This is a genomic window from Gordonia sp. N1V (assembly GCF_029269935.1).
GTDB classification, from domain to species: domain Bacteria; phylum Actinomycetota; class Actinomycetes; order Mycobacteriales; family Mycobacteriaceae; genus Gordonia; species Gordonia polyisoprenivorans.
This window is the reverse complement of record NZ_JARJDD010000004.1, coordinates 55,822-74,950: the sequence shown is the minus strand read 5'-3', so window position 1 is coordinate 74,950 and position 19,129 is coordinate 55,822. Positions and strand designations below refer to the sequence as shown.

The window sequence follows — 19,129 nt, the reverse complement described above, 5'->3', positions numbered from 1 at the left end:
ATGACTGAAAACAGGTCAGAGCGGTCGGTCACAGGGCCGGCTGCGGAGAATCCTGGTCGGATGCGGCGTTTCCGGCCGGTCCCGACCGTAGTGCCCAGCCACGGGCGAGGACGAAGGTCGCGGCGACGACGGCGGTCGCGGCGAGAACGGTCGCTACCCAGGTCGTCGTGTCGGTGGTGTAGCCGAGGTGGCGGGCGACTGCGACACCGGACCCAGTGGCGGCGGCCGCACCGAGAGGCAATGCGACTGCGGTCGCCAATGCCGTTGTCTCCCTGCGGGAATCCCTCGACATTCGAAGGACCAGGTAGACGGCGGCGACGCCGAGGACGTAGGCGAGGACGGCGCTGATCCCGTATGCGGCCAGCTGTGTGGTCACGTCGTAGTCGACGCGTCCGCCGAAGGCGGTGCCAACGATGACAAGCGCCGGCGACAATCCGACGATCACGCCGAGCAGACCTGCGCACACCACACGGCCGAGTCGATTGTCGGGCGCTCCGGAGACGCGGACGCCTGCCCACCACAACACCGCTCCGAGGAGGAGGCCGAGGAACGCGCCGATTGCTGCTGTGATGGCCAGGGACCTCCAGATGCCGGAGTCGCCGGAGCTCACGCACAACCCCGATCCCCACATCACCGAGCAGCCCATTCCGGGGAAGCCCTGTCCGCTGATCGCCGCGACGAAGACCGACAACGCTCCGGCGAACACCGCAAAACCGACGAGTTGGCGCCACATGGCAGCCATCATGCAGGACGCATGGAGGTGGGGAGGAGTGATCGGGAGTGGTGTTTCGTTGTCGGCTTGCTGGGGTCTCGAGGCTCGGCGCCTGGGGCGCCTCGCACCTCGACCATCGAAAAGAAGACCTCGACAATCGGAGATGGGCTGGCGCCGCGGGGATGGGCTGGCGCCCGATACCGGCACCGGGGATGGTCAGTCCGGCAGGCTGTTCATGAACGGGCAGCCGGCCAGGGAGCGGAGTGCGCGGGAGAGTTCGCCGACGTCGGTGACCGGGCGAGGGAAGGGGAGGCGGACGTCGGCGTCGCCGTCGGCTCCCTCGACGCGGAAGCGGATGCCGAAGCGGTCGAGCCCGAGCGGACGCACGCGGCCTTTGCGCAGGTCACGGGGGAGTTTGCGGGCGAGTTGGCCGACGACGTCGGCGTGGTCGGCGTCGAGGTGGGCGATCCACTCGCCCTCGTACTCCCAGAACGGGTCGGGATCGGCGACGGCGAGTTCGCCGGCCGCGACGGCCGCGGCACCAGAACTGCTCGCGACGACGGCGCGATCGACCTGCAGTCGGATCATCGACCGGCCGTGACCGATGTCGAGCAGGCCGCCGTTGGGGTGCTCGGTCGCGATCTCGACGGCCAGGTCACGCTCGAGGTTGCGGGGCACTGCGTGGGCGGTGCCGTTCAGCCAGACCAGTGACCGGACGCGTTCGCGCAGGTCGATGGGTGCGCAGTCAGTGATCTCGACCATCGCCGGCACTCCGTCGGCGGCATCGCCGGCCATGACGATCGCCTCGCAGTCGGTGGGGACGAGGAGGAACGCCTGCGACTCGAACAGATGCACCAGATCCACCGGTGTCGGTTCACTGCTCGATGTTTGTGTCGGATCCTCCATGGCGAGCATGGCCGCATCGGCCCGGCGGCAGGCCGTCGCGATCACCTCGGCGTCCGACGGGCGGTCGGTGATGGCACGTGTCATGGCGATCCTCACTGGTCGTGCTGCGGTACCCGCGGTTCGTCGCCGAACCAATTGGAATGAAGGTAACCCTAACCTAAAACTCGATCCGTCTGTCGTCAATGGTGAGACTCGCGCTGAGGCGATCTCGGCAGCGTTCTCGATTAGGCTCTTGTCGTGACACAGTTCGCGTACTTCGGCCCGCCGGGAACCTTCACCGAGATGGCCCTCGACAAGTTCCTCGCCGACGCGTCACTTCTGTCTGCACTGACCGGTGGCACCGCGAGCAACATCGACAAGCAGCCCGAGAAGAGTCCGGTCGCCACCATCGATGCGGTCCGATCCGGTCGCGCCGAGTTCGCATGCGTGCCGATCGAGAGCTCGCTGGAGGGGTCGGTGCCGGCCACGATGGACGCGCTGGTGCCCGACCCCCGCGCCGTGGTGCCGCGCGTGCAGGTCTTCGCCGAATGCGACCTCGACATCGCCTTCACCATCGCCGCCCGTCCGGGCACCGCCGCCGCCGATGTGCGCACCATCGCCGCCTACCCGGTGGCCTCGGCGCAGGTGCGGGAAAGCATCGAAAAGCTCTTCCCGGGAGCCGAATTCGTCACCGCGACGTCCAACGCGGCGGCCGCGGTCGACGCCGCCGACGGGCGTGCCGACGCGGCGGTGTCCACCCGGCTCGCCGCCGAATCATCCGGGCTGGGGGTGCTGGCCGATGGGGTGTGTGATGCCGCCGACGCCGTCACCCGATTCCTGCTCATCGGGCGTCCGTCGGCGCCGCTGCCACGCACCGGGGCGGACCGCTCGTCGGTGATCCTCGAACTGGCCAACGAGCCCGGCAGTCTCATGTCGGCGATGAATCAATTCGCCTCGCGGGGAATCGATCTCACCCGAATCCAGTCCCGACCGCGGCGTGACCTCGAACGTGGGGTGACGATGCCCGGGCAGTACCGGTTCTTCCTCGATGCGGTGGGCCACGTCGACGACGCCGCGGTCGCCGAGGCGTTGCAGGCACTGCACCGGCGCTCCGAGCGGATAACGTTTCTCGGTTCGTGGCCGATGGGCAGTGGTGGTGGCACCCCGCCGCCCGACCATGACGCCGACGCCCAGTGGTTGGCCCGGATACGCAGAGGAGAGGACTGATGGCCCGGTTGCACCTGGTACGGCACGGTGAGACGACGTCTAATGTGATGCGTCGTCTCGACACCGCGTTACCGGGAGCCGCCCTCACCGATTTCGGTGTCCGCCAAGGTGTTCGATACGGTCTGGAGAACCGCGGCATCATCGCCGAACACCCGCAGCGCCCGGCCGTCCTGGTCAGCTCACTGGCGCGGCGCGCGCAGCAGACCGCCGAACTGATCAGCTCGGTGTGGGAGGTGGAGCCGCGCATCGTCGAGGGCATCCACGAGGTGCAGGCCGGTGAACTGGAAGACCGCAGCGACGACGAGGCGCACGGGGTGTTCCGGGATGTCCTCGATGCCTGGTACTCCGGCGCCCCCGACACCCGCATCCCGGGCGGCGAATCGCTGCAGATGGTCTACGACCGCTACCTGCCGGCCATCGACGAACTCGCCGCCACCTACCTGAGCGGTCCCGACGCCACCGACGTGGTCGTTGTCAGCCACGGTGCGGCCATCCGACTCGTCGCCGCACGGTTGGCGGGGATCGACGGGAAGTTCGCCGCCGCAACGCATCTGCCGAACACCGGCAGCGTCGAACTCGAGTATCGCGACGGTCTGTGGGTGTGCCATCGCTGGGGCGCCACCCGGGCGCCGTTCGACGAGGCCGTCGACGAGCCGCTTGTCGTCACCGACGACTCGGTGGGCGACAACCCGATGGGCTGAACCGCCCGCGACTTATGAACCGCCCGCAACGCAGGAAGGGCACTCAGCCCCACCCGTTGGCATGCAGCCACTCGTCGTCGATACCGAAATGGTGCCCGACCTCGTGCATCACGGTGATCGCCACCTCCCGCACCACCTGCTCGCGGGTGTGGCACATGGCGAGGATCGGCTCCCGGTAGATGTGGATCGTGTCGGGCAGGAATCCGCCGTAGTCGTGGGTCCGTTTGGTCAGTGCCACACCGGAATACAGTCCCAGGATGTTCGGGGAATCGGGGTTGCGCGGCTCGATCAGGATCACCACGTTGCTCATCGCGTCGGTGAGCTCGGACGGGATCGCGTCGAGGGCGTCGCCGACGAGTTCTTCGAATTCCTCGTCGCGCATGTGTACGGTCATCGGTCCCTACCCGGCCGGGGCCGCGGTCTCGAACGGGTTGGGGGTGACCCCCGGCGGTAGCGGTACCGGCGTCGGGGTGGCGCGCCCGGACGGGCCCGGCGCGGGCGGCTGCGGGACCTTGCCGTTGACCAGGACGGTGCCACGCGCGTCGCCGACGAGGGTCGCGAACCCGCCGCGGTCGGGAAGTCCCAAGAAGCACACGACCTTTCGGCTTCCCGACAGCCATCGGGGTTCGCTGATCACCGACCACTGGGTGTTCAGGGTGGTGGCATCGAGTTTCTGTTTGCCGCCGACGAATCGCTCGGCCTGACCGGGGCAGATCGTCGTCAGATACTCATTCTGCGCCTTCTCGCCCGGCCACGGCTTCCCCGAGGTGGCGTCACCGAAACGCTGTGCGAGATCGACGATGCCGGTGGTCTGGAAGGCATGTGGCTCCGAACAATTGACCACCGTCGGCGGCGACGTCACGCGACGCGTTGCGGCATCGATGCCGATGCAGGTGCCTGCCGGCCACTGGAAGGACTGGTCCTGCTCGCCGACCTTGCCGGAGAACAACTGTGGCGTGCCGTCGGCGCCGGTGATCTGCAGACCGCAGCGTAACTCGCGAGCTCCCTTGGCCCACTGCTGATCCGACGGGTACATCAGTCCCACCGAGAACCGGCCATCGGGGTCGAGGCGACCGTTGAGGTAGCGGTTGACGATCACCGGGCACTGTTCGTCGCGGATCTGGCCGAATCGCTCGGGCCCGGGCCACGCCGCGGAGTCGCCGAACTCCGACCCCGGCAGCAGCGCGGTGTTCAGGGCGCCGGCCACCTCGAACCGGTGCTCGGTGGCGCAGTCGACCTTCGCCGGATCACCCGGCCGGTTCTCCGGCCAGGTCAGGCAGTCCCCGGCGACCGATCGGGTGAAGGCGTTCTCCGCGAGGCGTTCACTCTGCCCGATGTCGGTGCCGCCCACGCTGCCGCGATCGTTGAATGTGCCCATGGCGAACGCCACCCCGGCGGCAACGAGGGCGCCGACGACGATCGCGGCGAGCCCGACCCGCACCGCATTGCGCTGCAGCCATCCGCGGGAGTCGGCCGGGGGCGCATCGGGGTCCTCGTCGGCGGGCTCGAGATCAGCGTCGTCCTCGAAATCGGTGGCGTCCGCGTCGTCGCTCGCCCTGGCCGCCGACCACGCCTGTGGTCGGGTCGCGGTGTCGTCGGCGATCGGCGCGAACTGGGTGGTCTGCTCGTTCGCCGCCCGATCGCCGGACTTGCTCAGGTCGACGGTCTCGTTCGCCTGGTCCTCGTCCGCCTCGTCGCGGTGGGCTTCGTCACTCATCGTCCTCCATGATGCCTGGTGGTTCGGCGATCACCGAGGGCGCCACGGCCCCGTCGTACCTACACTCGGCCGGGTGAGTCCCGAACCCGACGAGACCGATCCGGAGGTCGTCGCACTGGCGACCCGCCTGTTCGACCTGGCCCGCCGGGGCGTGGCCGCCGATCTTGCGGCCTATCTGGACGCCGGAGTGCCCGTCGACCTGCGCAATCAGTCCGGTGACTCGCTGCTGATGCTCGCGGCCTACCACGGCCACGCCGACGCCGTCGCCGCGATCGCCGCCCACGGTGCCGACGTGAACCTCGCCAACGATCGTGGTCAGAGCCCGCTGGCCGGTGCGGTGTTCAAGGGTCATGACGACGTCGTCACGACCCTGCTCGAGGCGGGTGCCGACCCGCACGCCGGCACACCCACCGCCCACGACACGGCCGTCATGTTCGGGCGCGACGATTATCTCGCCCTGTGGAACCGCTGAGCCGGCGCTGAGCGCGGCACTCCTGATCCGGGCGGGCCCGGCCTGCTCAAGTAGGGTTTGACATCGTGATCGACCTCAAGATTGTGCGCGAAGATCCCGACCGTGTCCGCGCCTCGCAGCAGGCTCGTGGCGAAGACGCGGGTCTGGTGGACCAACTCCTCGACGCCGACGCCACGCGACGTGCGGCGATCGTCGAGGCCGACTCCCTGCGTTCGGAACAGAAGGCGTTGGGCAAGCAGGTCGGCAAGGCTTCGGGCGAGGAGAAGACCGCGCTGCTGGCCAAGGGCAAGGAACTCGCCGAGCAGGTCAAGGCCGCAGTCGCGCGTCAGAACGAGGCCGACGAACGGTCGCAGGCGGCACACATCGCGATCTCCAACATCGTCGAGGGCGCCCCGGCCGGCGGCGAGGACGACTACGTGGTGCTCGAGCACGTCGGTGAGCCGCCGACCATCGAGAACCCGAAGGACCACCTCGAACTCGGCGAGTCGCTCGGTCTGATCGACATGGAGCGCGGCGCGAAGGTGTCGGGGTCGCGGTTCTACTTCCTCACCGGGCAGGGCGCACTGCTGCAGCTCGGTCTGCTCACCATGGCCGCACAGAAGGCCACCGCCAACGGCTTCACGTTGATGGTCCCGCCGGTGCTGGTGCGCCCGGAGGTCATGGGTGGCACCGGATTCCTCGGCGCCCACGCCGACGAGGTCTATCACCTCGACAAGGACGACGACCTGTACCTCGTCGGCACCTCGGAGGTGCCGTTGGCCGGCTATCACATGAACGAGATCCTCGACCTGTCCGACGGGCCCAAGCGCTACGCCGGCTGGTCGACGTGCTTCCGCCGCGAAGCCGGCTCCTACGGCAAGGACACCCGTGGCATCATCCGCGTGCACCAGTTCGACAAGGTCGAGGGCTTCATCTACTGCAAACCCGAGGACGCCGAGGCCGAACACCAGAAACTGCTGGCGTGGGAGAAGGAGATGCTCGCCGCGATCGACGTGCCCTACCGCGTCATCGACGTCGCCGGTGGTGACCTGGGATCCTCGGCAGCCCGCAAGTTCGACTGTGAGGCATGGGTTCCGACACAGAACACCTACCGCGAGCTGACCTCGACGTCGAACTGCACGACGTTCCAGGCCCGTCGGCTCTCGATCCGTTACCGCGATGAATCCGGCAAACCGCAGACCGCCGCGACCCTCAACGGCACGCTGGCGACCACCCGCTGGCTCGTCGCAATCCTGGAGAACCATCAACAGCCCGACGGCTCGGTACGTCTGCCCGAGGAGTTGGCCCGGTTTGTCGGCACGGAGGTGCTGGCCCCGGCATGATGGCGGGATCGGCAGCGCACAGATGGGCATGACATGACGGTCGCGCAGAGATGACAGTCGCGTGAAAACGGCAGGGCGAGAGATGGCGGTGAGTGCGCGATGATGCCCGGTGTCATCGCCGCGGTCATCGGCTCGGTGGCGTTCGCGTTGGCCGCGGTCCTGCAGTCGATGGCCGCCGAATGGACCGCACGACGAGAGGCCGCCGAACAGCGCGCCGCCGCCCCGGCGAATGCCGGTGGCACGGCGACCGCGACGACGACCAAGGCCGCCAAGCGGGCGCACCCGAGTCTGCGATCCACGGCCCGCACCATGATCAAGTGGCCGTTTCTGCTGGGCCTTTTCTTCGACGTGATCGGGTTCGGCGCAACGATTCTCTCCGCGCGCCTCATTCCGTTGTTCCTCTCGCAGTCGATCATCGCCGCGCGGCTGGTGGTCACCGCGGTGCTCGCCATGGTGATCCTGCACGTGTCGTTGCGGACGCGCGACTGGATCGCGGGCACGGTCGTCATCGCCGCGCTCGTCCTGCTCGCCGTCGGCGCCGGACCCGAGGGAACGCGCAACGAGCAATGGATGCACTGGGCGACGCTGGTCGCGACGTTCCTGCTGTTCGGCCTCGGACTGGTGCTGATGCGTGTGCTGCACAAGCACATCGCCTCGGCCACCGGGCTCGTCGCCGGTGCGATGTTCGGCGTCATGGCGGTGGCTTCGCGTGTCTTGCACGGCCTCTCGCCGTTCTCTGCGTCGCATCTGCTCACCGACCCGGCGCTCTACGGACTCGCCTTCAGTGGCATCCTCGGCTTCTATCTGTTCACCGTTGCGCTGCAAACCGGATCGGTCAACGGTGCCGCCGCCGCGCTCGTCGTCGGCGAGACGGTGATCCCGGGTGCGATCGGCATCCTGCTGCTCGGCGACACCATCACCAATGGCTGGGAGATCCCCACCACCATCGCCTTCATCGCCGCGGTCATCGGCGGTGTCATCGTGTCGTCGTCGAGCGCGGTGCAGGCCGTCGAGCACGCGGAGGCGGCGGCCTACCACCACGAGCATCGCCCGCGTCCGCTCGAATCCGCGACGCCGCGTACGGCATTGGAATCGGGCTCCGACCACGGCACCGGCAAGGACTGAGGCGTGATCGTCGGGTTCGTCGCCGCCGTCCTCGCCGCCTTGGCCTACGGCACCGCGTCGGTACTACAGGCCCGTGGCGCCGCCGAGGTCGACGACGGTGCACAGCAAGACGAGGTGCCGAGCGCAGCCTCGACATTCGCGGCGATGATCACCGTCTCCTTCCTGATCGGCTTCGTTCTCGACGCTCTCGGATTCATCGGGAACATGGTTGCGGCGCGCACCATGCCATTGTTCGTCGCGCAACCGATCATCGCGGCGAACCTGGTGGTCACCGCATTGTTGGCGATGGTGGTGTTGCACGCGCGGTTGTCGGTGCGTGACTGGATGGGAATCGTGCTGGTGATCGCCGCGCTCACCGTTCTCGGTATCGCGGCCGGCGAGGAGGGCCACGACGACGCCGGACGATCCCTGCACTGGGGTGTGCTGATCGCCGGTGCCGTGCTGATCGGATTCGGTCTGGTGGTGATGCGGTTCTCCGGTGCGCGTGTCGCCGTCGGGGCCGGACTGCTCGGTGGCGTGCTGTTCGGGGTTCTCGCGATCGCCGTGCGCGTCGTCGACGGCGTCTCCCCGTTCGACCTCGGCCGGTTGTTGACCGATCCGGCCGCCTACGCGGTTGTGGTGTGCGGGGTGGGCGGGTTCTATTTGTTCACCATCGCTCTGCAGACCGGGTCGGTGAGCGCCGCCGCGGCGTCGTTGGTGGTCGGGGAGACCGTGGTGCCCGGTGTGGCGGGCATCGTGTTGCTCGGCGACACCGTCCGGCACGGCTGGGCGGTGGTGGCCGGCGTCGCGTTCTTGGTGGCGATCGCCGGCGCCATCATCGTCGCCATGTCGTCGGCGGTGGCGAATGTGGAGGCGGCGGGCTGAGGCGTTCACTGCACGCAGTCGGCGCCCGCACGACACAATGACTGGCATGTCGACCCCCGGACGTGCGCGGCGCCGCGCTCTCGTAGTGATCGTGTTCCTCGCACTGTGCGCATTGGTGACGGGGGGACTGTCGGCCGGGCCGGCCCACGCTGCGCCGCCGGCCCCGCCGAGTGCCGACCCGTTCTACACACCGCCTGCCGGGCTCTCGTCGGCACGGCCGGGCGCCATCCTGCGCCAGCGTGAGGTTACCCTCGGCTACGCCGGAACGGGCCTGCCGGCGCAGGCGACCCAGCTGTTGTATCGGACGACCGACACGTTCGGCAGACCGTCGTCGACGGTGACCACCATCATCTCCCCGCCTGGTGCTGCGCCCGGGTCGGCGCGAAAGATCGTGTCCTATCACGAGTTCTACGATGCGCTCGGCAGTCAATGCGATCCGTCGTACACGCTCCGGGGCGGATCGTCACAAGCGGCGCCCATCGATCTCGCGATGATCACCACGATGGTCGCCGCGGGATACACCGTCGTGGTGCCGGATTATGAAGGGCCGCAACTGCGGTGGACGATCGGCCGGGAATCGGCGTATGCGGCGCTCGACAGCATCCGCGCCGCCGAGCGTCATCTGGGTGTCCCGGCGTCCACGCCGGTCGGTCTATTCGGCTATTCCGGCGGCTCCATCCCCACCGGCTTCGGCGCCGAACTCGCCCCGGCCTACGCCCCCGAGCTGAATCTGGTCGGTGCCGCCGCCGGCGGGGTGCTCGTCAACCCGGCGCACAACCTGCCCTACGTCAACGGCACGCCGCGGTGGTCGGCGGTCATCCCGGCGCTGATGGACGTCTATGACCGCACCTACGACATCGGCATCGGACAGTACCTGTCTCCCAAGGGAACACAGGTTCTCGATGAGATTCGCGGGGAGTGCATCAACGACTTCCTCGGTAAGTATCCGGGCTTGACCGATGCGTCGCTGCTCAAGCCGCAATACCCGTCCCTGCTCGACGTCCCCGGTATTCCGGCGGCCATCGCCGCCAACGTCATGGGATCGGTCGGGACTCCGCGCACGCCGATGATGCTCGGGATCGGCGACGCCGACGGCCGTGGGGACGGGGTGATGCTGGTCGGCGACGTCGTCGGACTTGCGAGAAGCTATTGCAGCCGTGGGCTTTCCACGGCGGTGCACGTCTACCGAGGTGACGATCACCTCCGTGCCTTCGGGCCGTTCACCGCCGACGCGTGGACCTTCTTGCAGGGCCGGTTCGCCGGGCGGCCGGCGGGTGGGTGCTGAGGCGGTACCGCGATGCACTGCGCCGGGCAGCGGGGCAGTGGTCACGCTCGGTCGGCGGCGTCGACCCGGGCACGGAATCGGCCCGGTGCTTCGCCCACCTCGCGTTTGAACGCTGTGGCGAAAGAGAATTCGTCGGCATAGCCGACCTGTCCGGCGATCGCGGCCAATGATGTGGGAGACGAGGCGAGGGCCTCCTTGGCGAGTGTCATCCGCCAGGTGGTGAGGTAAGACAGCGGCGGTACGCCGGTGACCGTGGTGAAGCGGCGGGCGAATGCCGCGCGACTGAGCTTCGCTTCCGCGGCGAGGTCGGCGACTGTCCACGCACGCGCCGGGTCGGCGTGCATCGCCCGCAATGCGGCCCCGGCGACCGGGTCGGCCAACGCGGAATACCACTGCGGTGCAGACGTATCGCCCCGCGTCCACAGCGCCCGAAGCGTTGCGACGAGGAGGAGGTCGATGAGCCGGTCGAGAACCGTCTGTTGGCCGGGTTCAGTAGCGCGGATCTCGTCGGCGAGCAATGTGATCAGTGCACCCAGTCGACGATCACCCGCGCTCGACACCACCGCGAGGTCCGGCAGTGACGTGAGTAGTGTCGTACACAATCCACCTTCGAATCGATAAGCACCACAGAGTATTTCGGTGCATGGCCCGTGGCTGCCCGGTCCCAGGGCAAATGTTCGGGAGGTGCCGGGCACAGGTCCTGCCGCCTGTGCCCGTGTCAGGCTCATCGCCGGCGCGCCAGGGGTGGAGACGAACCGCGTACGACCACCCCGGATGACGATCAGATCGCCCTGGCGTACCCGCTCCGGCGGCTTCCCGTCGCGTTCGACGGTGAGATCGCCGCCGATCACGGTATGTATCGACAAGGGGTTGAAGCCCTCGTCGAACTCCAGGCCCCACTCGCCGGTGAGTTGCCAATGCCCGAACATGGCACCGCGAGCATGAGCGCGGGACAGCAGGTCGGCGAGGACGTCCACACCGTCGAATCTAGCGTTGCATGCACTGAGCGTCCATACGATGAGACGTTCGGACATGTGGGACGAGCGCCTCGGCCATGGTGGTCGGCAGCCACCTCGGGGTGTACTGACTGCGGTGTCGGCGTCGATGGCGCACCGACCCACAGAACCATCGACCCCCAGAAAGAGGACGCGTCATGTCCCACGCAGACAAGCTCTCCAAGGCAGTGCGATTCGACACCTACGGCGGTGTGGACGTGCTCTACGTCGCCGAGGTGCCGACGCCGACCCCGGGCGCCGGTCAGGTGTTGGTGAATGTGCGCGCCGCAGGGATCAATCCCGGTGAGGTAGCGATCCGCGAGGGTGTGTTCCACGAACGTTGGCCCGCGACCTTTCCCTCCGGTGAGGGCACCGACTTCGCCGGCGTGGTCGCCGATGTCGGTTCCGGAGTCACCGGTGTGGCTGTGGGGGACGAGGTGATCGGGTGGACCGACGACCGGGCCAGTCATGCCGAATACGTCGTCGTCGACGCCGAGCAACTGGCCGTGAAACCGGCCGAAGTCGGATGGGAGGTGGCCGGCGGTCTGGCCGTCGTCGGATTCACCGCGACCGCTGCAGTCGCCGCGGTCGCATCGACTCGTGGTGAAGTGGTGGTCATTGCCGGTGCGGCAGGTGGCGTGGGAACCGTTGCGGTGCAACTTGTGGTGGCGACCGGCGCCACGGTGATAGGCCTCGCGAGTGAGGCCAACCACGCCTGGCTGGCCTCGCTGGGGGCGATTCCGGTGACCTACGGCCCTGGTCAGCGCGAACGTATCGAGGCCGCAGCAGGCGGTGGTATCGACGCCTTCATCGACCTTTTCGGCGGCGGATACGTCGCATTGGCGATCGAACTCGGTGTGGCTCCCGATCGGATCAATACGATCATCGATTTCGCGGCCGTCGAGGAATTCGGCGTCAAGAGCGACGGCCAGGCGCAGGCACAGAGTGCGGCTACGCTGGGCCGGCTCGCGTCGTCGATCGCGACCGGAGAGCTCGTGATCCCCGTCGCCGCAACATACCCATTGACTCAGGTGCGCGAGGCCTACCGAGAGCTGGCGAAGCGCCACACGCACGGAAAGATCGTGCTGATCCCGTGACGGCGCACGCTCGTCGACCGCCGGAGGCCAGGATCTGACGCTCACACCCCGCCCAAGTCGCGTACCAAGATGGCAGCCTGCACCCGCGATTCCAGGCCGAGCTTCATCAGCACCCGCGACACGTGCGTCTTCACCGTCGCCTCGGTGATGAACAGGGTTGAAGCGATCTCCGCGTTGGCCAAACCCTCACCGAGGCAACGCAGCACATCTCTTTCGCGGGCGGTGAGATCGTCGAGAGCGGTGGGTGGTGGGGGAGTGGGTGAGCCGCCGGGCGTGGTCCGGACCGCGTCGACAACGCGGCGGGTGATCTCCGGCGACAATGCCGCGTCACCACGCACCACGGCGCGGACGGCATCGATGATGACCTCCGCCGACGCCGTCTTCAGCAGAAATCCTCTCGCCCCGGCCCGCAGCGCGCCGAAGACATACTCGTCGAGGTCGAACGTCGTGAGGACGACGACCGGGCAGATTCCCTCGCCGACAATCACTTCGGTGGCGCGGATGCCGTCGGTCCCGGGCATCCGGACGTCCATCAGGACGACGTCGGGGCGCAGGTCGCGGGCGCCGGTGATCGCCTGGTCGCCGTCGGTGGCCTCCCCGATGACGTCGATCCCCTCGGCCGGCTCGAGCATCATCCGCAGACCGGCCCTGATGGCAGCGTGGTCGTCGGCGATCAGGATCGTCGTCACGGGTGAATCCTCGGTGCATCGGAGGAGGTTGTCGGAAGTGTTGCGGTGACCCGGAATTCGTCGGTGCCGCGCTCGACGCAGAGCCTTCCGCCGACCGCGTGGGCGCGAGTGCGCATGTTGACCAGGCCGCGTCCGGTGTGACGATCGCCGGTCGGATGGTGATCGTGGTGAGCGGCGAGTCGATTACAGATGTCGAGGACCAGCGTGTCGTCCGCATGGGTGATCCGCACCCGGATCGGTTGTCCCGGTGCATGTGTGGCGGCGTTCGTCAGTGCTTCGGCGACGATACGGAACGCGGCGATGTCGACGACCGGCGGTAACGCATCGATGCCGTCGGCGGCGGTGATCGTGGCCGGTATCTCCATGGTGATGTCTGTGCCGGACTCGGCGATCGGTTCGGTCAGCCGATCGATACGTCGCAGACCGGCAGTGGTGTGTCGGCCGTCGGTGCTCTGCTCGCTGCCATCGGACAGCAGGTCGATCAGCCCGCGCATCTCGGTCAGCGCTTCCACGCTGCTCGCCCGGACCGCGGCCAAAGCCTTCCCCGCGAGAGCGGTGTTCTCCGGATATTGCAGCGCCGCAGCCGATTGCACCGCAATCGCCGACAACCGACCGGCGATCACGTCGTGCAGTTCGCGGGCCAGCCGACGACGTTCGTCGGCGACGGCCTCGATCTGCTCTCGCTCGCCGAGTTCGGCCAGCGCCCGCGAGTGTTCGCGTTCCAGGGACAACGCGCTGCGGTGTTCGCGCACGGCCAGCCCGTACGCGAGCGGCGAGCCGATCAGTGCGAGCAACCACAGCACACAGACGAAGAGCAACCGCCAGTCATCGTGGGCGACCACGGAGACCAGCAAGAACGTCGCGACCGACACGACGGCGGCCAGCCCGTACAGCACACGGACGAGGCGAGCACCGCCGTAGACGCACGTGGAGTAGACGATGTCGGAGAACACCAACCACACCCCGATGGACGGGACGGTCAGTGAATCGAGTGCCAGTGCTGCACTGACCCCGGTCAGCGCGACGGCCGGATGCCGCGAACGGAACAGCTGAGAGCACGACGCGAAACCCAGGGAGACAAGGCATAACCACGTGGGTAGCGGGCTCGCGTTCTCGTCGAGCACCCCGAGGCCGGTCGCGTACAGGCTGACGCCCAGGGCCAGGAACAGCAGCGTGAGGCCGACGTCGTTGAGCAGCGCGCGGGACACCGGAAGTCGCCACATGCACCCATCGTCGCACGAGCCGACATTCCGGTCATCCGACGAAAGGATGACTTCTCCCGACCCAGGAGTGCTCGATGGGATGGCCGATGCGGTCGGGTTGGTATGCGCGCCACCGTGGTGACATGACAGATGAAGTGTTGCGGTCACCGGTCCTGTGGGTCATCGTCGGGTGCGAGATCGGGTTCTGGGTGCTGGTGTGCGCGGGGATGTCGATTCGCTACATCCTGCGCAGGCGCCGGGCGTCGACGGTGGTGTTGGCGCTGGTGCCGTTGGTGGACCTGTTCTTGCTCGCCGCTGTGGCCGTTGATCTTTCGCATGGCACCGAGGTGACGACGGTGCACCGGCTGGCCGGGATCTACCTCGGTGTCACCGTGGCCTTCGGCCATTCGATCATCACCTGGGCGGACGCACGTTTCGCTCACTGGTTTGCCGGTGCACCGGCGCCGGCCCGACCACCTCGCGGTGGCGCTGCCGCGATGCGCCACGAACTGGTGCTGTTCGGGCTGTGGCTGATCGCGGCAGCGATCGCCGCGGGCGCGGTGCTACTCCTGTCGGTCACCGTGGCCAACGATCAGCAAGCCACCGACCTCCGTGGGACATTCGGGATGCTCGGGGTGGTCACCGTCATCTGGTTGGTGACCGGCCCGGTGTGGCAACTGTTCTCGACGGCCGACGACCGGGATGGGGTGAAGAGGTGAGGTCGGGGATAAGGGATACTCGAACACCTCCCATCCGATGGCGGAGACCTTTCCCCCGATGGTCGAGGTGCGAGCCGCGTGGGGCGAGCCTCGAGACCCGGTGAGACAACAAGCCTCCCAACCACATCCACCGTCACACGACCTGAACGCGAGCCGGGTTTACAAACGCTCCCGCTGCATCAGCCGCGTCTGCACAGTGGAGCCGCGGACGCATTACTCCTGACAGTCCAGGCGCCCTCCCCGACAGTCGAGCACCCCCTATCCAATGGCCGAGACCTTTCCTTCGATGGTCGAGGTGCGAGCCGCGTGCGGCGAGCCTCGAGACCTGGCGAGACAACAAGCCCCCCAACCACATCCAAAGCAAGACAAACGAAACGCACGCCCCCTACCACACCCCACCGACAGAAAATCAGCGCCGAAACACGTTGTCCACAAACAGAATTGACCAAAACATCCCTTGCATCAAACACCCTGGCGAGGTATACTGAACCCATCACACCGATCAGCCACCGGGGAGGGGCCATGATCGAATCCAATGCCATTCTTGACACCGAATCCGTTGACGCCGAAGCAGTCTTCGCCACCATCGCCACCCAACTCAGCGGCCTGCAGTGGAACCCGCAGTTGACCGGCCCCCAAGCCTTCGGCGCGATGAAGCAAGTCCTGTTGTTGCGGAACCTGGTTGATCATCACGCCACCACCCTCACCGGTGAGATGGACCGGCTGGGCGTGGCCGATCACAAGACCACCCGGCTTCGGGAGTTGTTGATCAGCACGGGTTTCGCACCAGCCGTCGCAGGTCGGTACGTACGGGTCGCCGCCACCACCGATGTGGATCTGCTGCTCGCGCACGCGGCGGATGGGTCCATCTCGTCCGAACACACCGACGCCATCGTCCGCGGGTTGGCGCACATCGACACCCGCTCCCCAGAATCCCTCGACACCGTGCAACGGTGTGAATTCCTGCGGAAACTGCTGTCGCACTACTTCGCCGGCTTCACCCCCGCCGAGATCAACACCTACGCGCGACAGTTGGGGAACGAGTTGGCGGCCGAGACACCGGGCGGGTTACCGGCCGCCGAGGACAAGACGATCAACTCCTACACCGACCACATCACCGACGACGGACGGTTGGAGATCTCGGCGAACCTCGACATCATCGCCGGGGAGAAAACCCGTACTTTGATGGAAACCTTGTCGGCGCCCAAACCTCAACCCGACGGATCCCCGGATCCTCGGACACCCGAACAGATCTGTGCGGCCGCATTCGAAACGATCGTGGAGTTGGCGGCACAAGGACTAGCGGACACCACGTTCTCGGCCAAACCCACCAACGGCCTGCTGTGGACCTGGTCAGCGGACAACCCGGCACTCGGCGGGGACCTGCAGAACATGGGTCCGATCACCGAAGCCACCGCCAAACTGTTGTCGTGTGACACCACCATCACCAAAATCATGCTCGACCCCAACGGGGTACCGCTCAGTGTCGGGGAGGCGAAACGCTTCTTCACCCCCGGGCAACGCAAAGCCCTACTCGTGCGTGATCGCGGGTGCATCAAATGCGGTGCCCACGCCGGACGCTGCCAAGGACACCATCTCGAGCATTGGGCCGATGGTGGGCCCACCGACCTCGACAACGGCTGCCTACTCTGCACCAGCTGCCACGACGACGTCCACCACCACGGATGGGACATCATCATCGGATTCGACCGACACCCCTGGCTCATCCCACCCGCCAGCATCGACCCGAAACGACAACCCGTACCGTCCTACCACCGCAGAACCATGCGACTCGACGACGCAGCAGCCTGATTCCCGCACCCGGCCTGGCCGGGGCCGCATCCGATCTTTGAAAACTCCATAGAGACAAACCCCACCCGATGGACGAGGTGTGGTGCCGCCAGTGGACCGGACTCCTTTCGGCACAAGGGGTCTCGAGGCTCGTCGCTAGCGCTCCTCGGCACCTCGACCATCGGGATGGGTCGGTTCCTCCGATGGCCGAGGTGCGAGCCGCGTGCGGAGAGCCTCAAGATCACCAGCGCCAGCGCTGGATTCGAACCACCGTGGACCGGAAGCCTGTCAGCACAGGAGGTCTCGAGGCTCGTCGCTGGCGCTCCTCGGCACCTCGACCACCGGGGTGGGACGGGCGGGAGCCTTCCCGCGCGGGAAGGCCTCGACCACCGGGTGGACGGTTTCCCCCGATGGTCGAGGTGCCGAGCCGCGTGCGGAGAGCCTCAAGACCACCAGCGCCAGCGCTGGAACCAGACCACCGTCATCCGGATACCCCGCGGCACAAGGGGTCTCGAGGCCCAGCGCCTGGGGCGCCGTGCACCTCGACCACCGGGTGGGGAGGGCCGAGCACGCAACCATCGGGCGGGAAGGGCCCGTCCATCCAACGGGGGTAGGGCGGTCGTCACCGAGTGGCGCCGCTACTCCAGTCGACTGGCCCGCAACTCGTGGCCCTTCGATGTCAGGCAGCGGCCGGTCGGCAGATCCCATTGCCAGCCATGGAGATTGCACGTCAGCTTCTCACCCTCGATCACGCCGAACTTACTCAGGTCGGCCTTGAGGTGTGGGCACCGACGCTGGATCTCCCAGCCGTCCTTGGTGATCGACGCCGAGTCGTCATGCGCCTCGGAGAACCAGCCGTCGGCGTAGGCGATCCGCTCGTCGGTGAGGCACTTGAAGAACGTGTAGAGGAATTCGTTGTAGCCGCCGATGCGCCACGTGGTGAACCGCGTGGAGAGGAAGATCGTGTTGACCCAGTCCGGTTCGTCGTCGCGCAGCACGGTTCGTACGATCTCCGGGGTGATCCGGAAACCGTAGCGGTACTTGCCCTCTCCCTCCTTGGGTTCCCGCACGATGCGGTTGGGAAAGTCCAGGACGACGGTCTCCTCGCCCATCACGAGGCCGACCGGATAGCCGATGCCGTCGCAGATCAGATCTGAGGCGGCCATGATCGGTTCGAACAGCTCCTTGAGTTCGGGGAGCAGCGGGTCGCCTTCGGCAGGGGCCCAGGTGGCCTTCTCCGCGGCGATGACCGGGGCGAACTTCTCCTTCATCCGCTCGAGATAGGCCTGCTTGTTCTCGCCGAAAACCTCATGCGGCGCATAGGGATGGCTGATCTCGTTGAGTGTCGACCCGGTGAAATCGGCGACCGACCCGGAGACCATCATCAGCCCGCGGTGCTTCTCCCCGTCGTCGGTGCCGTGGATGCGCATCTGTTCCAGGAACGTCTCCTGATCCGGGAAGATCGATGTCACGTCGCCTGGGCGCGGGTTGTCGGCACCCTCGATCCCCGACCCGAAATCGTTGAGCGAGAACAGGTCGTCGTCGAGGAACATCGGCGGACCGGCCGAGGGCACCACCCAGGTCGCACCGACCTGCTCGATGTAGGAGCGGGCACGATCCATGCCACGCTGGCGTTTCTGCGCGGCGAAATTGGCCTTGGACCGGCGCGGGATGTCGTAGACCATCGGATACCAGATCGCCCCGGAATACTGCAGCAGGTGCACGTCGACGTGCCCGAACTGCTCACCGATGACGTCGAGATCGATGGGCCGGGCGTCGTTCATGTTGAACACCGTCGTCTCGCCGTCGGAGACGATCAGTCCCGAGTCGCCGATGGGCCCGTCGGCCGGTGCACGCAGCGCGATGATCATCACGTCGAGCGAGCCCTTCGGGCCGTCGACGGTGATCTTCTGCGAGTCGGTGGTCTCGACGAACTTGGTGAAGCCGAGCTTCTCCAGCTCACGCTTGAGGTCGGGGACCGGGTAGTCGGGCAGCAGGACCGTCGCGTCCTTGCTGACGTTGTCGCGCAGGTTCTGCTCATCGAAATGGTCGCGATGCAGATGCGAGACGTAGAGGTAGTCGCATTGCCCGAGACTCTTCCAATCCAGCTCCGAGTTGTCGGGGAAGGGCACCCAGGACGCGAAGTAGGCGGGATTGGTCCACGGATCGCAAAGGATCGACCCGGCGGTGGTCTGGATGTGGAATCCGGCGTGACCGATGCTGGTGATCTGCACGTTTGGCCTTTCGGAGGGGGTGCGCGGGGCTGCGCGCGGTGACGCGTTGCCCATCCAATCTATCGACCCGCGCCGAACCCGTCGTGGGCCCT

18 protein-coding genes are annotated in these 19,129 nt (G+C 67.1%); 10 read left to right on the top strand and 8 right to left on the bottom strand.

The features are described from left to right. Positions 1-28 precede the first annotated feature (28 nt). On the bottom strand, positions 29-733 hold the full coding sequence (locus P3L18_RS07015; RefSeq protein WP_231386805.1) for a hypothetical protein: 705 nt from the start codon (positions 731-733) through the stop codon (positions 29-31). A 195-nt stretch (positions 734-928) separates the two neighbouring features. Continuing rightward, entirely contained in the window at positions 929-1,702 is a 774-nt protein-coding gene (locus P3L18_RS07010; protein WP_079928447.1) for a DUF2470 domain-containing protein, read from the bottom strand. A 153-nt stretch (positions 1,703-1,855) separates the two neighbouring features. Here P3L18_RS07010 and pheA point away from each other — a divergent pair, with 153 nt between their 5' ends. Together pheA and P3L18_RS07000 are read left to right on the top strand one after the other, a co-directional pair. Next, on the top strand, positions 1,856-2,824 hold the full coding sequence (gene pheA / locus P3L18_RS07005; protein ID WP_276113706.1) for a prephenate dehydratase: 969 nt from the start codon (positions 1,856-1,858) through the stop codon (positions 2,822-2,824). Then, complete coding sequence (locus P3L18_RS07000) at positions 2,824-3,525, top strand: histidine phosphatase family protein (RefSeq protein WP_079928449.1); 702 nt, start codon at positions 2,824-2,826, stop codon at positions 3,523-3,525. Before pheA ends, P3L18_RS07000 begins: the two co-directional genes overlap by 1 nt. Before the next feature lie 43 nt (positions 3,526-3,568). Here P3L18_RS07000 and P3L18_RS06995 read toward each other — a convergent pair whose 3' ends face one another. Together P3L18_RS06995 and P3L18_RS06990 are read right to left on the bottom strand one after the other, a co-directional pair. Beyond that, positions 3,569-3,919, bottom strand: coding sequence for a metallopeptidase family protein (locus tag P3L18_RS06995; RefSeq protein ID WP_079928450.1), 351 nt, complete (start codon positions 3,917-3,919; stop codon positions 3,569-3,571). Positions 3,920-3,925: 6 nt separating this feature from the next. Further along, the gene (locus P3L18_RS06990; protein ID WP_079928451.1) at positions 3,926-5,242 is read right to left on the bottom strand and encodes a septum formation family protein; all 1,317 of its coding nucleotides are present in this window, start codon (positions 5,240-5,242) and stop codon (positions 3,926-3,928) included. Between the two features lie 73 nt (positions 5,243-5,315). Here P3L18_RS06990 and P3L18_RS06985 point away from each other — a divergent pair, with 73 nt between their 5' ends. From P3L18_RS06985 to P3L18_RS06965, 5 genes are all read left to right on the top strand, one after another. Beyond that, on the top strand, positions 5,316-5,714 hold the full coding sequence (locus tag P3L18_RS06985) for an ankyrin repeat domain-containing protein (RefSeq protein WP_276113705.1): 399 nt from the start codon (positions 5,316-5,318) through the stop codon (positions 5,712-5,714). 65 nt (positions 5,715-5,779) lie between these two features. Further along, on the top strand, positions 5,780-7,036 hold the full coding sequence (gene serS, locus P3L18_RS06980) for a serine--tRNA ligase (RefSeq protein ID WP_014358463.1): 1,257 nt from the start codon (positions 5,780-5,782) through the stop codon (positions 7,034-7,036). A gap of 99 nt (positions 7,037-7,135) precedes the next feature. After that, the gene (locus P3L18_RS06975) at positions 7,136-8,161 is read left to right on the top strand and encodes a DMT family transporter (RefSeq protein WP_014358464.1); all 1,026 of its coding nucleotides are present in this window, start codon (positions 7,136-7,138) and stop codon (positions 8,159-8,161) included. A gap of 3 nt (positions 8,162-8,164) precedes the next feature. Next, entirely contained in the window at positions 8,165-9,025 is an 861-nt protein-coding gene (locus P3L18_RS06970) for a DMT family transporter (RefSeq protein WP_276113704.1), read from the top strand. A gap of 85 nt (positions 9,026-9,110) precedes the next feature. Then, on the top strand, positions 9,111-10,310 hold the full coding sequence (locus P3L18_RS06965; protein ID WP_079928454.1) for a lipase family protein: 1,200 nt from the start codon (positions 9,111-9,113) through the stop codon (positions 10,308-10,310). A 41-nt stretch (positions 10,311-10,351) separates the two neighbouring features. Here the strand turns inward: P3L18_RS06965 and P3L18_RS06960 are convergent, their stop codons facing one another. Continuing rightward, a complete protein-coding gene (locus tag P3L18_RS06960) occupies positions 10,352-11,287 on the bottom strand; it encodes an AraC family transcriptional regulator (protein ID WP_216354218.1) in 936 nt (311 codons plus the stop codon). Between the two features lie 176 nt (positions 11,288-11,463). Here P3L18_RS06960 and P3L18_RS06955 point away from each other — a divergent pair, with 176 nt between their 5' ends. Beyond that, positions 11,464-12,402 carry an NADP-dependent oxidoreductase gene (locus tag P3L18_RS06955; protein WP_079928456.1) on the top strand — a complete coding sequence of 313 codons (939 nt, stop codon included), beginning with the start codon at positions 11,464-11,466 and terminating at the stop codon, positions 12,400-12,402. A 41-nt stretch (positions 12,403-12,443) separates the two neighbouring features. Here the strand turns inward: P3L18_RS06955 and P3L18_RS06950 are convergent, their stop codons facing one another. Next, positions 12,444-13,091 (bottom strand): response regulator transcription factor, encoded by a 648-nt coding sequence (locus P3L18_RS06950; protein WP_276113703.1) that lies wholly within the window; start codon positions 13,089-13,091, stop codon positions 12,444-12,446. Then, complete coding sequence (locus P3L18_RS06945; RefSeq protein ID WP_276113702.1) at positions 13,088-14,314, bottom strand: histidine kinase; 1,227 nt, start codon at positions 14,312-14,314, stop codon at positions 13,088-13,090. The genes P3L18_RS06950 and P3L18_RS06945 overlap by 4 nt, the downstream gene beginning before the upstream one ends. Before the next feature lie 122 nt (positions 14,315-14,436). Here P3L18_RS06945 and P3L18_RS06940 point away from each other — a divergent pair, with 122 nt between their 5' ends. Together P3L18_RS06940 and P3L18_RS06935 are read left to right on the top strand one after the other, a co-directional pair. Next, positions 14,437-15,012, top strand: a complete 576-nt coding sequence (locus P3L18_RS06940; RefSeq protein ID WP_276113701.1) for a hypothetical protein — start codon at positions 14,437-14,439, stop codon at positions 15,010-15,012. A 522-nt stretch (positions 15,013-15,534) separates the two neighbouring features. Continuing rightward, positions 15,535-16,824 carry an HNH endonuclease signature motif containing protein gene (locus P3L18_RS06935; protein ID WP_276113700.1) on the top strand — a complete coding sequence of 430 codons (1,290 nt, stop codon included), beginning with the start codon at positions 15,535-15,537 and terminating at the stop codon, positions 16,822-16,824. A gap of 617 nt (positions 16,825-17,441) precedes the next feature. Here the strand turns inward: P3L18_RS06935 and P3L18_RS06930 are convergent. Beyond that, positions 17,442-19,037, bottom strand: a complete 1,596-nt coding sequence (locus P3L18_RS06930) for a Rieske 2Fe-2S domain-containing protein (RefSeq protein WP_079928460.1) — start codon at positions 19,035-19,037, stop codon at positions 17,442-17,444. Positions 19,038-19,129 lie beyond the last annotated feature (92 nt).